13 protein-coding genes and 1 pseudogene are annotated in these 14,082 nt (G+C 66.3%); 6 read left to right on the forward strand and 8 right to left on the reverse strand.

Annotation, left to right across the window (positions count from 1 at the left end):
* Positions 1 to 283: pseudogene (locus F618_RS14850) on the forward strand (IS630 family transposase); the annotation flags it as partial.
* Positions 284 to 289: 6 nt separating this feature from the next.
* On the opposite strand, the gene F618_RS0110790 reads toward F618_RS14850, so the two are convergent.
* Entirely contained in the window at positions 290 to 595 is a 306-nt protein-coding gene (locus tag F618_RS0110790) for a hypothetical protein (protein ID WP_019568547.1), read from the reverse strand.
* Positions 596 to 847: 252 nt separating this feature from the next.
* On the opposite strand from F618_RS0110790, the gene F618_RS0110795 reads away from it, so the two are divergent.
* Both F618_RS0110795 and F618_RS0110800 read left to right on the forward strand, forming a co-directional pair.
* Positions 848 to 2,467: a BCCT family transporter gene (locus tag F618_RS0110795; RefSeq protein WP_019568548.1), complete on the forward strand. Its 1,620-nt coding sequence runs from the start codon at positions 848 to 850 to the stop codon at positions 2,465 to 2,467.
* A gap of 162 nt (positions 2,468 to 2,629) precedes the next feature.
* Complete coding sequence (locus F618_RS0110800) at positions 2,630 to 3,220, forward strand: CPBP family intramembrane glutamic endopeptidase (RefSeq protein ID WP_019568549.1); 591 nt, start codon at positions 2,630 to 2,632, stop codon at positions 3,218 to 3,220.
* A 178-nt stretch (positions 3,221 to 3,398) separates the two neighbouring features.
* Here the strand turns inward: F618_RS0110800 and F618_RS0110805 are convergent, their stop codons facing one another.
* From F618_RS0110805 to amrS, 7 genes are all read right to left on the reverse strand, one after another.
* Complete coding sequence (locus F618_RS0110805; protein ID WP_019568550.1) at positions 3,399 to 4,676, reverse strand: EAL domain-containing protein; 1,278 nt, start codon at positions 4,674 to 4,676, stop codon at positions 3,399 to 3,401.
* 73 nt (positions 4,677 to 4,749) lie between these two features.
* The gene (locus F618_RS0110810; RefSeq protein WP_051080754.1) at positions 4,750 to 5,997 is read right to left on the reverse strand and encodes an HD domain-containing phosphohydrolase; all 1,248 of its coding nucleotides are present in this window, start codon (positions 5,995 to 5,997) and stop codon (positions 4,750 to 4,752) included.
* Positions 5,998 to 6,221: 224 nt separating this feature from the next.
* Positions 6,222 to 8,546 carry an HDOD domain-containing protein gene (locus F618_RS0110815; RefSeq protein ID WP_019568552.1) on the reverse strand — a complete coding sequence of 775 codons (2,325 nt, stop codon included), beginning with the start codon at positions 8,544 to 8,546 and terminating at the stop codon, positions 6,222 to 6,224.
* 156 nt (positions 8,547 to 8,702) lie between these two features.
* Positions 8,703 to 9,083, reverse strand: a complete 381-nt coding sequence (locus F618_RS0110825) for a DUF2237 family protein (protein ID WP_018144213.1) — start codon at positions 9,081 to 9,083, stop codon at positions 8,703 to 8,705.
* A gap of 82 nt (positions 9,084 to 9,165) precedes the next feature.
* Positions 9,166 to 10,197 (reverse strand): DUF2235 domain-containing protein, encoded by a 1,032-nt coding sequence (locus F618_RS0110830; protein ID WP_019568553.1) that lies wholly within the window; start codon positions 10,195 to 10,197, stop codon positions 9,166 to 9,168.
* 78 nt (positions 10,198 to 10,275) lie between these two features.
* Positions 10,276 to 10,800 carry an Hsp20/alpha crystallin family protein gene (locus tag F618_RS0110835; RefSeq protein ID WP_019568554.1) on the reverse strand — a complete coding sequence of 175 codons (525 nt, stop codon included), beginning with the start codon at positions 10,798 to 10,800 and terminating at the stop codon, positions 10,276 to 10,278.
* Positions 10,801 to 10,861: 61 nt separating this feature from the next.
* Positions 10,862 to 11,983, reverse strand: a complete 1,122-nt coding sequence (amrS, locus tag F618_RS0110840; protein ID WP_019568555.1) for an AmmeMemoRadiSam system radical SAM enzyme — start codon at positions 11,981 to 11,983, stop codon at positions 10,862 to 10,864.
* Positions 11,984 to 12,068: 85 nt separating this feature from the next.
* On the opposite strand from amrS, the gene amrB reads away from it, so the two are divergent.
* From amrB to F618_RS0110855, 3 genes are read left to right on the forward strand one after another with little or no spacing between them, the layout of a single operon-like run.
* Positions 12,069 to 12,869 (forward strand): AmmeMemoRadiSam system protein B, encoded by an 801-nt coding sequence (gene amrB, locus F618_RS0110845; RefSeq protein WP_019562957.1) that lies wholly within the window; start codon positions 12,069 to 12,071, stop codon positions 12,867 to 12,869.
* Positions 12,866 to 13,444 carry an AmmeMemoRadiSam system protein A gene (gene amrA / locus F618_RS0110850; RefSeq protein ID WP_019562958.1) on the forward strand — a complete coding sequence of 193 codons (579 nt, stop codon included), beginning with the start codon at positions 12,866 to 12,868 and terminating at the stop codon, positions 13,442 to 13,444. The genes amrB and amrA overlap by 4 nt, the downstream gene beginning before the upstream one ends.
* Positions 13,434 to 14,048: a rhomboid family intramembrane serine protease gene (locus tag F618_RS0110855; protein WP_018170084.1), complete on the forward strand. Its 615-nt coding sequence runs from the start codon at positions 13,434 to 13,436 to the stop codon at positions 14,046 to 14,048. The genes amrA and F618_RS0110855 overlap by 11 nt, the downstream gene beginning before the upstream one ends.
* Positions 14,049 to 14,082: the final 34 nt, after the last annotated feature.

The raw sequence follows: 14,082 nt of genomic DNA on the forward strand, positions 1-14,082 counted from the left end.
TCGGGCCTGGTTCGCTGCACGACCGCGCTACCACGTGCACTTCACGCCGACCTCGGCGTCCTGGATCAACCTGGTCGAACGCTTCTTCGCGCTCATCTCGCAGCGCTGGATCAAGCGTCAATCGCATCGCAGTACTCGCGAACTCGAAGACTCCATCCGCGAATACCTGAAGACGTACAACGATGAGCCTCGACCGTTCATCTGGCGCAAAACAGCCGATCAAATTATCGCGTCGATCGCCCGTCTAACCGATCGCCTCGATAAAAATACGAACTTTTGTTAAAGGACACTAGAGATACTTCATCCGGCCCCGGATGGACTCCAGATCGGATGCGACGTCCTTAAGGGTCGCGCCATCGTCGTCACTGCCAACCACCAGCCCCTTGCCGGAAACCGGGATCACGCTGTCGATCTGAAAGCGCCCGGTGGTTCCGCGCAGGAAGCACTCTTCGTCGAAGAACAGGCGATCACCCTCCGGCCCGATCTCGTCGGACTCGAGCGTGTCGTACCCGATCAGCCGGGCAATGTCGTCACGCCCTTGTACGTCCACGGCTTCGATCGTCTGCTGCTCCGGATCAATCAACAAGGCCTTCATTCGGTTCCCCTCTGCACATGGGTTCATCGTCGCTACTACGGTAACGGTGCGTGGACCACGGGGCCACTGCGAACAGGCCCTGTGTGCACCTGCCGCCTCCGGGAGACGCGGATCCGTGTCCCCATAACGTCCGTGCGACCAATCGGCCAAAGGGCTTTGCAATTTGCCGATTGCCCGTCTTTACTCAACGAGGTCGCCGCGCGCCGAGGCTGACGCAGGCACCCGATAAAAACAAGAAGCGAGGAGGAGACGGTGAACGAGAATCCGCACGATCTCGAAGAGCAGAAAAAGGAACTGGAAGCCGAATACGACACCGACCACGAGATCGGCGAGCAGAACATCAACCCGCTGGGGCTGGACCTGCACAATCCGGTCTTCGTCACCAGCGCCCTGTTGATTATCGCATTCGTCATCCTGTCCCTGGTCTTTCCGGAACAGGCGAACGAGCACCTCGACAACACGCGTCAGTGGATCGGCCGCACCTTCGACTGGCTGTTCCTGTCGGCCGGCAACATCTTTGTCCTGTTCTGCCTGGCCCTGGTCGTCCTGCCCATCGGGCGCATCCGCATCGGCGGCCAGGACGCCAAGCCGGAATTCTCGGTCATTTCCTGGTTTTCGATGCTGTTCGCCGCGGGCATGGGCATCGGCCTGATGTTCTGGAGCGTCGCCGAACCGGTGGGCTACTTCACCGAATGGTTCGGCACACCGCTGGGGATCGAAGGCGGGACCGAAGAATCCCGGCAGGCCGCGCTGGGGGCCACCATGTATCACTGGGGACTGCATCCCTGGGCGATCTACGCGGTCGTCGGCCTGGCGCTCGCGTTCTTTGCCTACAACAAGGGCCTGCCACTGACTATCCGTTCCGCGTTCTATCCGATCCTCGGTGAACGCATCTGGGGCCCGATCGGCCACGTGATCGACACCCTTGCCGTGCTCGCCACCATGTTCGGTCTGGCCACGTCGCTAGGCCTCGGCGCGCAGCAGGCCGCCTCGGGCATGGAGTTCCTGTTCGGCATCGATTCCGGCCTGAACACCCAGGTCGCCATCATCATCGGCGTGACCATCATCGCCCTGCTGTCGATCATGCGCGGCATCCACGGCGGGGTGAAGGTGCTCAGCAACATCAACCTGGTGTTCGCCGCGCTGTTGCTGCTGTTCGTGATGATCGCCGGGGGCGTCCTCGCATTCCTCTCCAGCATCGGCACCACGGTCACCGGGTATGTGCAGTACTTCATCCCGCTCAGCAACCCGGTCGGGCGCGAGGACGAGACCTTCTACCACGCCTGGACCATCTTCTTCTGGGCCTGGTGGATCTCCTGGTCGCCGTTCGTCGGCATGTTCATCGCCCGCGTGTCCCGCGGCCGCACCGTGCGCCAGTTCGTCACCGCCGTACTGCTGGTGCCGACCCTGGTCACCGTGGTCTGGATGAGCGCCTTCGGCGGCTCCGGCCTGACTCAGGCGCGGGACGGCATCGGGGCCCTGGCGGACGGCATCTCCGACTCCTCCCTGGCCCTGTTCCAGATGCTGGAGCACCTGCCGTTCACCGCCATCACCTCGTTCCTGGCGATCGCCCTGGTGCTGGTGTTCTTCATCACCTCCTCGGACTCGGGCTCCCTGGTGATCGACTCCATCACCTCGGGCGGCAAGACCGACGCCCCGCAATCCCAGCGCCTGTTCTGGGCCACCACCGAGGGCGTGGTCGCGGGGGTCCTGCTGGCGGTTGGCGGTGCAGCGGCCCTCAATGCATTGCAGGCGGGGGCGGTGAGCACCGGCCTGCCATTCGTCATCGTGCTGCTGCTGATGTGCGTCAGCCTGATGAAGGGACTGTTCCACGAACTGGCCCTGATCCGCATCGAGGAAGCCAAGACCTGACGCCGGCCGCCGCCTGGAGGGCCACCACAGGCCATCCAGCCTCCCCACCCGGCCCCCGCGCCCGCCGGTCTCGGCGCCGCGGGGGCCATTCCGTTGGGGACAACCACCCCCGGAATCGGGCATCCTCTCGCGGATGAGTCCACACGTCCCGGCGCAACCCCCATGAGCTTCCGTCAAGCGGTCGCGCGACACCCGCTGCTGGCCGGCCTGGCCTTTCAGGCCGCGCTGATCCCGCTCGCCCTGATCCTGGCCCGGGTGGCCGGCATCCCGCTCGACGAGCGAATCGACTGGAGCCTGGAGGCCGCCGCGCTGGGCGCCCTTGCCGTGTTGCCCATGCTGATGCTGCTCGGCACGCTTGCGATCAGCGGCTGGGAGCCCTACCGCGCACTGGCCGACCAGGTGCGCGATTTCGTGCACCAACTCTTTCGCCACGCCCTGCCTGGCGCCGTGCTGCTGATCGCCGTCCTCGCCGGCGTGGGCGAGGAGCTCCTGGTGCGCGGCGTGCTGCAGGGCTGGCTGACCGAACGCTGGTCACCCGAGTGGGCGATCGTCGCCGCGGCGATCGTGTTTGGACTCGCCCATTCGATCAGCCGCCTGTACTTCGTGTTCGCCACCGTCATCGGGCTCTACCTCGGGGTGCTCTATCACCTGACCGGCAACCTGCTGGTGGTCATCGTCACCCATGCCCTGTACGACTGGATCGTCATCCACTGGTACCTGCGTTCCCGCGATGCCGGCAGGGGCGGCGCATGATCGTCCAGCAGTTATCCAGGGGGAACGGGCCCGCCAAACCCCGCCTTGCCACTGCTGGATGACCATCCACGGGCGGGTGGTCGACGTCACCGACAGCCTGCCCCGGGAGCACGTGTCATGCTTCCAGACTACGGGCTCGGTGCACTGGCGCGCCGCAACGAGGACGGGTTGGGCGGGTTCAGCACGCGCCCGGGTCACGGCCCGCGCGCGTCTGTTCCATGAATTGCGCCAGGCGCGCCGGCCGGCCGAGATAAAAACCCTGCACCAGATCACAGCCCAGAGCGCGCAGGCGGTCGAGGGTTTCCTGATCTTCCACGCCCTCGGCCACCACGCTCAGGCCCATCTTCTGGCCGAGCCCGATCATGGATTCCACGATGCGCTGGTGCGGCCGGCTGGACACCAGTTCGTGGACAAAGGTCATGTCGATCTTGAGCTCGTCCAGCGGCATGCGCAGCAGCCGCTCCATCGAAGAATAGCCAATACCGAAGTCATCCATGGACACCCGCAAGCCCAGGTCCTTCATCCCGTGCAGGGCCGCACGCGCCTCGGCGTCGTGGCTCTCCATCACCGCCGTTTCGGTCAGCTCCACCGTGACGCTCTCCGCCGGCACCTGCCAGACCTCCAGTGACTGCGCCACCAGATCCACCACCTCCCGTTCCTGCAGGTCGTCGGCGGAAAAGTTCACCGAGATCCCCGCGTCCAGTCCGGCCTGGCGGTACTCGGCACACTGGCGCAGGGCCGTGTTGAAGACCCAGTGCGTCAGCCGGGGCATCAGGTCCGTTCCCTCCGCCGCCCGCACCATGGTGTCCGGACGGATCGAGCCATACTGCGGGTGATCCCAGCGCAACAGGGCTTCCACCGATTGCACGCAGCCCGATGCCAGCGCGACCTGTGGCTGATACTCGAGGTGCAGGCTTCCCTCCTCGATGGCCTGCCCCAGCTGGGACCACAGATCCACGCCCTCCAGCATGGTCGCCGCCGCCTCCGGGGCATACAGGCGCAGGCGCGCCCGAGCCCGTCGCGCCTGCCGAACTGCGGCATAGGCATGAGCCAGCAAATCCTGCGGGCGCACCACCCGGGGGCCCGCCAGCGCCAGCCCGGCACGCGGCCAAAGCAGCACCTGCCGCTCACCACAGGCAAACGGTTCACTCAACACCCGCAGCATCTTGTGGGCCGCCAGTTCGGCGAACCCACTCCCGGCCACGGCCGGCTGCGCACAGGTGATCTGATGACGTCCGGTGATACCGACCAGGCCGTCGCTCAGAGCGCTCGCCAGCGCCTGACCCGCGTTCCGGATCAGTTCGTCTCCCGCGGCGTACCCCAGGGCCGCGTCCACGTCCCTTAGCCCCTCCAGTTCGATGACGGTCACGGCTGCTTGCGCCCCGGCCTCCTGCGGGCGCGGGGAAATCCCGTCCAGGGCACGGAGAAAATTGTGATATTCAAACAGCTTCGACATCGACAGAAGTCCGGCGGCTACGCCCATGCGGCGAAATCAGTAGATGCGATCCCCAATACGGAAGCGCATCTACTCAAAGATAATAGCGCGCCGGATCGACCCCGTAGGCACCCGCCGGAAGGTCGCGCAGGATCTGCCGCCGCGCCCCCTCGGAATCCGGCGCAGGCGAGCCCAGATCCAGCTCCCACGGGTCGGGATACGGCATATGGGACGGATCGAGGATGCGCATCACCCGGGGCATGAAGCGCTGCGTGCGGCGGTGACTCAGCACGATCGCGACCTCGCCGTTGTCCAGCTCCACCAGGCTGCCCACGGGAAACAGCCCCACGCAGTGGGTGAACTGATCCACGAGCGCCGAATTCAGCCCCCAGCGCGCGTTCTCCCGCAGTTCCTTCAGGGCCTCGAAGGGGGTCCCGGCCAGGCCGCCCTCCGTCAGCATCTCCTCGTAGGAATCCACGATAGCCGCCATGCGCGCATAGGCACAGATCTGGTTGGCTACCAGACCCCGTGGGTAGCCACGCCCGTCCTCGCGTTCGTGGTGCTGGGCGACAATGTCGCGCACGCCCTCCGGGATCCCGTGGGAGCGCTGCAGGATCGCCTCGCCATATTCCACGTGGCGCTGAATCTCGCGCCGCTGATCCGGGGACAGCCGCGTGCGGCGCCCCAGGAGCGTCCGCGGCATCTGCATCTTGCCGATGTCCATCAGCAGACCACCCAGCCCGAGGGTCGACAACTCGGCTCGATCCAGCCCCATGTGCCGGCCCAGCGCCAGAAGATGGATCGCGACATTGAGCGAGTGGGCGTACAGCACATCGTCCGAGTGGCTCAGCCTGGCCAGCAGCAGCAGGGCGTCCGGGTTGCGTTCCACGCTCTCGCGCAACGCCTCGGACGCCTCGCGGGCCGCCGCCAGACGCACCCCGGGGTTGCGCTCCATGCCGGCACGGATCTGCTCCAGCACACGCCCGGCGATCGCCTGAGCCTCCTTGGCCGCCGGGAGCTCCTGCTCCACCGAGCAGTGATCGCGATACACCGTCATGCCGCGGAACTGGGCGGCCTCGGCCGGGCTCGAGGCCGTCACGGCAGTCCGCGCGGACGCCGCAGCCGATGGCAGCCGGCTCAGCGACGCCGGCGCGCTCTTCTCCAGATCAACGAACACATGCACACAATGGCGAGCGAGCTCGTCGATATCGTCCTGCGAGCGAATCCGCACCCCCTCGACCAGATAGGGCGTCTCCAGCCACGGACGATCGAGCCGGCTGACGTACATACCAACCTGCAGATCGGAAACCGGGATCTCCTGCTGTAACAGTCCCCAGGGCATACCACTGTTGTCCAACTGTCGCATCTGGCCGCCATAATGTTCGACCAGCCTTGCATCATCTCCACCTTAGCGCCACTTATCGAGGGGCAACAGCGATTGAGTGCAGAATCCGTTAGTCGTTCGCAAAAGCCGGCATCCGCCGGTCCCATCCGGCGGACTGAGGGGGAGCGATCGACACTGTGCAGACCGCCCCCACCCGCGCGCGTCCGCGGGTGGGGGCGGCGTCAATCGCGCGCCTGCCGAATGGCCAGAGCCATCTGATTGCGAACGGCCTTCAGGGCCCGCAGGACCGTCGGTTCCACGGCTGCGCCGGCCGGCAATTCCAGATACAGCAGCCCGATACAACGATCGCGCACCGCCAGCGGCAGCAGGAGAAAACTGCGCGCATCCAGGGCCTGGCGAAACTCGTCGGGGATATAGCGACTGATCGAGGCCTCGTGGCTGTCGGTGATGACCAGGTCCTTCTTCTGTTCCAGGGCCAGCGACAGGATGTCGCCCTTGCCCGCGAGCGCGAGTCGCAGCCGTCCGGACAGCGTCTCGGCATCCTTTCCGAAGGCGGTATGCGCCACCAGCACCCGATGCTCGCGATCGGCGAGCATCAGCATTACCCGCCGCAGACCGAGTGTCTGGTACAGGGTCTCGAGCGTTGTCTGCATCAATGTGTTCAGCTCGAATTCGCCCACCATGCTGTCCAGCATGTCGGTGAGGGTCTCCATCAGTGCCGCGGCCTGGGCGGCGGGATCGGCGGTTGCGGCTGCCGCCGCTTCGCCGCCCCCGTCCGCGGCTTCGATATCCGCCGCGTCGCTGTCATCGATCTGCACACCCAGATTCGCCTTCAGCCGGTTCAACGGCTCGCGGCCCTCCGGCGGCAGCTTGACCACCGTCAGGAAGTGATCCATATGCTCGCGCCCGGAATTGATGGCCCGCTGCATTCCGCGGGCATCCACGCCCAGGGCACGTTCGTAGCGCCTGCGCAGATCGGTCAGCAGAGCGCCCTGCTGGTCGCGATCCGCCTGGGTAATGCATTGCCCCATCTCCGACGCCAGGGTGACGATACGATGCAGGCGCTGGTCGGCATCCCGCGCGGCCGGCAGCGTGCCCGAGGGAGCCCGTTCCACCGACGTAACGATCTCGCGCGGGAAGTTCCAGTCCTCCAGCACGCTGCGCGCCAGGGCCTCGTAGGAGATCCCCAGGACCTGGCGGGCGGCACTGCCCTCACCCGTACCCTGCCCCACACGAATGCGGATTTCGTCCGCCTCCTCCGGCAGGTAGTACAACACCAGCATGCGACCGATATCGTGGAACAGCGCGCAGACGAACGCCCGCTCGCTCTCCACCCCGCCGACCTGTTCCGCCAGATCACGCGCCAGCATGGCGCTGAACAGGGTGCCGACCAGCGCCTCCATCAGGCGTCCGGAATGACGCCCGCCCTTGAGGTTCTCGAACAGCACCAGCCCGAGCGCCGCCGTGCGCACCTGCTCGAAGCCCAGCAGCACGATCGCGCGCGAAACGGTGCGGATATTGCCGCCAAAGTTGCTGTAAAAGGGGGAGTTCGCCAGCCGAAGCAGCTTCTGCGTGGTGGCGTAGTCCTTCAGCACGGCATTCGACAGCTCGGCCACCGAGCGCTTCATGGTGTCGTCGGAACACTGGGTGATCTCGCGGATGTGGCTGGAGATACCGGGGAAATCAGGCTTGCGCCGGATCCGCCGCAGGATGAAGTCCTGCGATCCGTCGCCCGTCTGGCCTTCGCCCTCGACGGCCACCACCAGCGCCTCGCGAAACTCGCGGGCCGATGCGAAACGTTCGGCGGGATCCGGGCGGGTGGCCCGGAGTACCAGGGCGTCGAAGCGTTCGTCGCCATTGCCGGTGCGACCGGAGGGTGGCTCCAGCGCCCCCGCCTGCATCGCCTGCCGGATCGCCGCGGGGCTATCACCGGCAAACGCGCGCTCGCCTGTCAGCATCTCGAAGAACAAGGCCCCCAGGGAGAACACGTCGGACCCTTCGGTCGCGGCCTCATTCGCCAGCCGTTCCGGCGCCAGGTAGTAGGGTGTATCCGGCAGGTGGCTCTCGCCACGCGCGGCCACGTCGGGCAGCGCCATGCCCAGCCCGGTGATGCGCGCATGTCCCTCGGGGTTCACGGTCACGTTCGCCGGCTGCAGGGCCCCGTGCAGGATGCCCTGCTCGTGCGCCGCCGCTGCCGCATCCAGCAGCTCGCGCATCAGGGCCAGGGCGCGATCGATCGGCAAGGGTCCGCGCGCCAGGATCTGCTCCAGGGTCTCGCCCTCGACGTACTCGAACACCAGGTAGACGCCGTCGGCGTAGTCCCCCGCCTCGAAGATTGGAGCGATGTTCGGGTGCCGAAAGCGGCTTAACCGGCGGGCGTCTTCAAGCAATGCCTGGCGGGTCGAAGCGTCCGCCGCGACGTTGGTCAGCGTTCGAATCGCGACCTGCCGATCCAGCAGCGGGTCGTGCGCGACATAGAGCCCGTCGCGGGCACTCGTACCCAGCGTCCGCGTGATCCGGAAGCGTTCGATCTCGGGCACGGCCATGCGGTCAACCATCGGCCACCCCCCGATTCCCCATGTCCACGTTATCGACCCGAGCGATTGTCAGCCCCACCATGTACGGATCCATCCGTCTTCTCCCTGTAATTTCAGCGGGGCCCACCCCGGCCCCCTACCGACCCTCCGAGGAGGGCCTCCATCTCAATCAGCTGGGTCGCGCGCGTGTTCCTTGAGGATGTCCAGCGGGATCACCGCCAGGGTCTCCTCGTGCGTCGCGCGCAGGAAGACCCCGGGCGCCGCCCCCGCCCGGTAGGCCTCCAGCCAGCGCGCGGCGCACAGGCACCAGCGATCCCCTGCCTCCAGGCCGGGGAAGCCGAATTCCGGAACTGGCGTGATCAGATCATTCCCCCGTGCCAGGGAGAAATCGAGAAACTCGCGGGTGAGCTCGGCGCACACGGTATGCATGCCCTGGTCGTCGTAGCCGGTGGCACAACGGCCGTCGCGATAAAACCCGGTGACCGGCCCGCGACTGCAGGGCTCCAGGGCCCCGCCAAACACGTTCTTCGAGGGAAATGGCTGCATTGAGGGAATCTCCGTCTGCTATTCCTACAGGATAACGGAGACCCGGCCTCCCAACGCGAGCGTTTACTCCATCCGGGGGAATTCAGTCGGCGTCCGGCCAGCCCCATTCGTCCAGAAACGCGCGCAGGTTCCCGGGCTGATAGTCGACATCCTTCCGGTAGCGTTCCACGGCACTCGGATGCACCTCGGTCGGGTGACCCGGCTGGTACAACGGGCGCCGATAGCGCCGTCGCAGGCGATAGATGTGCCGCCGCGAGCGGTGCAGCGACGCCAGCGGGTCGGGGCGCAGGTTATCCGGCAGATACCCCTCCACGTGCAGCCCGGCCATCCGGGCTTGCTCGATCATCCACGCCAACGGGGCCTCTGACGCGAGACGCCCCTCGGCATCCGGGGCGTAGCCGCCGCCCACGTCGGCATGCACGCCACTGAACCACAGCTGCTTCAGATCCAGCCCCGGGCGCGGATCCCACAGGGTGGGCTCAAAGTCGGCTCGTGTCTCGTCGATCGCCATGGCATGGCGGGCGATGCGCACGTTGGGCCCCAGCTTGGTGTCGTAGAACTCATCCGTACGATCGAACATTCCCAGCAGAGAGAACGGGATTCCCAACGCGCCGACCGTATCCCAGACGCCAACAAAGCGGATCTCCCGCGAGGGATGTGCATGTTTCGCGCGAAAGGTACGCGAGGCTTCGCCCTCGGGCGCATGGCTGGCGCCGGTGTTCTTGTAGTGCCGAAAGGCCTGCTCGATCAACCGTGCATCCGGGCGCTTCAGGACCCCGCAGTTGTTGATCAAGCCGCACAGGCTGCGAACGGTGTACGCCCCGCGGCTGAAACCGAACAGGAATATCTCGCTGCCGGGGGCGTAGTTCTGCACGATGTAGCGATAGGCATCCTGGATGTTCTTGTGGATGCCACGTCCGGTCACACCACCCGAGATCTTTGCGTAGTACGCCCCCACGCCCCAGTCGTAGTAGACCTGCTGCGGGTCGCCCATGGCATCGACGGGCGCAATGGCCCGCGCCAGGCGCAGGACATTGGTCGGCACGTCCGACTCGATGTCCTCCTCCGGGCGATTCCAGGTTCCGTCCGCACAGATCACGATCCGTCGTGTCATTCGCTGGTCTCACATCCTTGTCGTCGGGCGGTCCCGGCGATCATTCAGCGCACGGCAGGCCGCCGTGTGATGCCCCCCTCAGGAGCCGATCTCGATCCGGCGCACGCCCGGCCGGGCGTCATCCTTGCGCCGGGGGATATCGATCTTCAGAACACCGTTCTTGAACCGCGCCTGGATGGCATCGATATCGGCGTCCCCGGGCAGGCTGAGGATACGGCGAAACTGTCCGTAGGCCCGCTCGACGCGATGATAGCCCGCGGCGTCTTCCTCGGTCTCCTGGCGCTTCTCGCCGGAGATGATCAGGTCGTCGCCATCCACCGTCAGGTCGATCGCGTCCTCGTCGATCCCCGGCACCTCGACGCTGATCCGGTAGGCCTTGCGGGTCTCGGCGATATCCACACTGGGCTTGAGCAGCAGCGAGGCGGCGGCATCACCCCCGCGCATCCCGAGGGCCGAGCCAAAGAAGTCCTCGAACATCCGGTCCATCTCGCGGTGCATGCGCATCAAGGGGTCGGCACCCTCGCGCCGAGCCGGCACGACCTCCGTGCTCGCGGTCTCCTCGCGCTTGAACCAGTTCCACGGCTTGAGCTTTTGCAGGTCCATGGTGATCACCTCCGTTGCAAATCCTGTCTACCGAGTTAACTAGGTCGCGGAGAGGGCCTTTTCAAGCCCTGCGAATCAGACCCCCCCGAAAATCGGCTAGCCGCACCGGCTGACGCCGCGCGCCCCAGTTGCCGGGGAGCGCCTCGAACACCCCGGGCACCGATGCCCCGCAGGCGTTGCAGCAACCATCGGCGGTCAGTCTCCAGTCCGAGAGTTCGTACCCGTCGCGGCCAATCACGCGTTGCCCGCAGCCCGCACACCAGGTGCTCTGGCCCTCCGTGTCATGCACATTGCCGGTATACACGTGATGCAGACCCTGCTCGCGAGCGATGCGCCGCGCCCGCTGCAGCGTATCGATCGGCGTGCGCGGGTGTTCGGTCATCTTGAAATCCGGATGGAAGGCGGTGAAATGCAGCGGCACATCCGGCCCCAGATGCTCCCGGACCCATTGCGCCATGGAGGTGATCTCCACATCGCTGTCGTTCTCTCCCGGGATCAGCAGCGTGGTGATCTCGACCCAGGTATCGGTCTCGTGCACCAGCCATTCCAGGGTGTCGAGTACCGGCTGCAGATGGGCCCCGGTCAGTTTGTGATAGAAGCGCTCGGTAAATGCCTTCAGGTCCACGTTCGCCGCATCCATGGCGGCAAAGAATTCGCCGCGCGCCTGCTCGGTGATGTAACCGGCCGTCACGGCCACTGTGCGGATATCCCGCGCGCGGCAGGCCGCCGCCACGTCGATGGCGTACTCGTGGAAGATCACCGGGTCGTTGTAGGTAAAGGCCACCGCGCGACAGTCCAGCGCCTCGGCGGCACGTGCAATGGTCTCGGGATCGGCACGATCGGCCAGCGTGTCGATCTCGCGCGACTTGCTGATGTCCCAGTTCTGGCAGAACTTGCAGGCCAGGTTGCAGCCGGCCGTGCCGAACGACAACACCGGACTGCCCGGGAGGAAGTGATTGAGCGGCTTCTTCTCGATCGGATCCACGCAGTAGCCGGAGGAACGCCCATAGCTGGTCAGCACCACGGCATCGTCGAGATTGGCGCGCACAAAGCATGCGCCGCGCTGTCCGGGCTTCAGCTTGCAGTAGCGCGGGCACAGATCGCACTGTACGCGGCCATCCTCCAGGGCATGCCAGTAGCGCGTGGCGACGGTGAATGCGTCGTGTTCGGGGATGTCGTTCATATCCAGTCCAGACCGTGATTCATGGTCTTGAATATGAGGGCACAACCCCAATATTCAACAACATAATGCTTGATGGAGCCCCTCAATGACGGCACAGCCCCGCATCCGCGAGCCCGCCATCGCGGGCCAGTTCTACCCGGCCGAGCCCGAGGAGCTGCGCGCCACGGTCACCCGCTTGCTCGATGCGGTCCCGCTCGTAGCGGACGCGGCGCCGCCCAAGGCCCTGATCGCGCCGCATGCCGGCTACCCATACTCCGGCCCGGTGGCGGCCTCGGTCTATGCGCACATCCGCCCCCTGGCGGGAAAGATCCGGCGCGTCATCCTCTTGGGTCCATCGCATCGCGTACCCTTTCGCGGCATCGCGACCACTACGGCAACGGCCTACCGCAGCCCGCTGGGAGACATCCCCGTGGACCACGAAGCCCTGGACGCCATCGAGGACCTGCCCGGCGTCCAGTTACTGGACATCGCCCACGGACCGGAACACAGCCTGGAGGCCCACCTGCCGTTCCTGCAGGTGGCACTGGGGGAATTCGAACTCGTCCCGCTGGTGGTCGGGGATGCCTCGTCCGAGCAGGTCGCGAGCGTGCTGGAACGGCTGTGGGGCGGCCCGGAAACCCTGATCGTCGTGAGTTCGGATCTCTCCCACTTCCACGACTATGCCACCGCATGCCGCCTGGACACGGCCACCACCCGTGCCATCGAACAGCTGGACGAACACGCGCTGGGGCCGGAACAGGCCTGCGGCTGCCGGCCGCTGGCGGGCTTGTTGCGGCTCGCGCGACAGCGCGGTCTCACCATCACCACACTGGACCAGCGCAACTCCGGCGACACCGCCGGCCCGCGCGACCAGGTGGTCGGCTACGGCGCCTGGATGCTGCAATGACGCACGCCATCGACCTGCCCGCGCCGGCGCGCGAGCGCCTGCTGCAACTGGCCGCGGATGCCATCCGGCGGGCCGCGCACCATGCCCCCGCCCGCCCCATTGCACTGGAACAGGAGCCCGACCCGCTACCCGATCCCGGCGCCAGCTTCGTCACCCTGAAGCAAGGGGAAACCCTGCGCGGCTGCATCGGCACGCTGGAGGCCCACCGGCCCCTGGCCGCGGACGTCCTGCACAACGCTCGCGCGGCGGCGCTCAATGACCCGCGCTTTCCGCCGCTGCGCACGTCGGAACTGGCCGGTCTCGCCTATTCGGTCACGTTGCTGACCGCTTCGCGACCCATGGAGGCCGCGCAGCGCAAGGGCCTGCTGGATCAGCTACAACCGGGCCGGGACGGCCTGGTCGTTCAGGCCGGAGCGCGCCGCGCCACCTTCCTCCCTGCGGTCTGGGAACAACTGCCCGATCCCGAGACCTTCCTCGATGCCCTGCTGCAAAAGGCCGGGCTGGCGCCGGGCGGCTGGCCCGACGGCCTGCAGGCCTGGCGCTACGGGTCCTTGGAGGTTGCCGGTGAACTTTGAACCGAGTGTGACGCTGTACCTGATCGTCGCCACCGTCGCGGTCTCCCTGCTCGCATGGCAGAACCCGCGCTGGTTGCAGGCGATGATCCATCACCCGCCCTCGGTGCAGCGCGGCGAATACTGGCGCCTGGTGACCCACGGCTTCATCCATGCCGATGGCACCCATCTCGCGTTCAACATGATCACGCTGTTTTTCTTCGGCATGGCCATGGAGCGCGTGCTGGTGCCCGCGATCGGCATGGGCGGCTTCGTGCTGTTCTATCTGGCCGCCATCGTCCTCGCCAGCCTGCCAAGCCACCTGAGCCATCTGCGTGACCCGGGCTACCGCTCCCTGGGGGCATCCGGCGCGGTCTCCGCGGTGCTGTTCGCCTACATCCTGCTGCAGCCGTGGTCGCTGTTGTTCGTGTTCTTTATCCCGGTCCCGGCCATCGTGTTTGCGGCGCTCTATGTCGGCTATTCGCTCTATGCCCAGCGCCAGAACCGCGACAACATCAACCACAGCGCCCACCTGTGGGGCGGCGCCTGGGGCATCGCCTTCATGCTGTGGCTGGAACCCGGCCTGCTGGCGCGGTTCTTCCAGGAACTGCTCTCGCCCCTCGGGTGACCCCGGTTACTTGTCGGGCGCCCCGGGCAGTTCT

Origin of the sequence: Thioalkalivibrio sp. ALMg13-2 (genome assembly GCF_000381185.1) — a bacterium.
GTDB classification, from domain to species: Bacteria; Pseudomonadota; Gammaproteobacteria; order Ectothiorhodospirales; family Ectothiorhodospiraceae; genus Thioalkalivibrio; species Thioalkalivibrio versutus.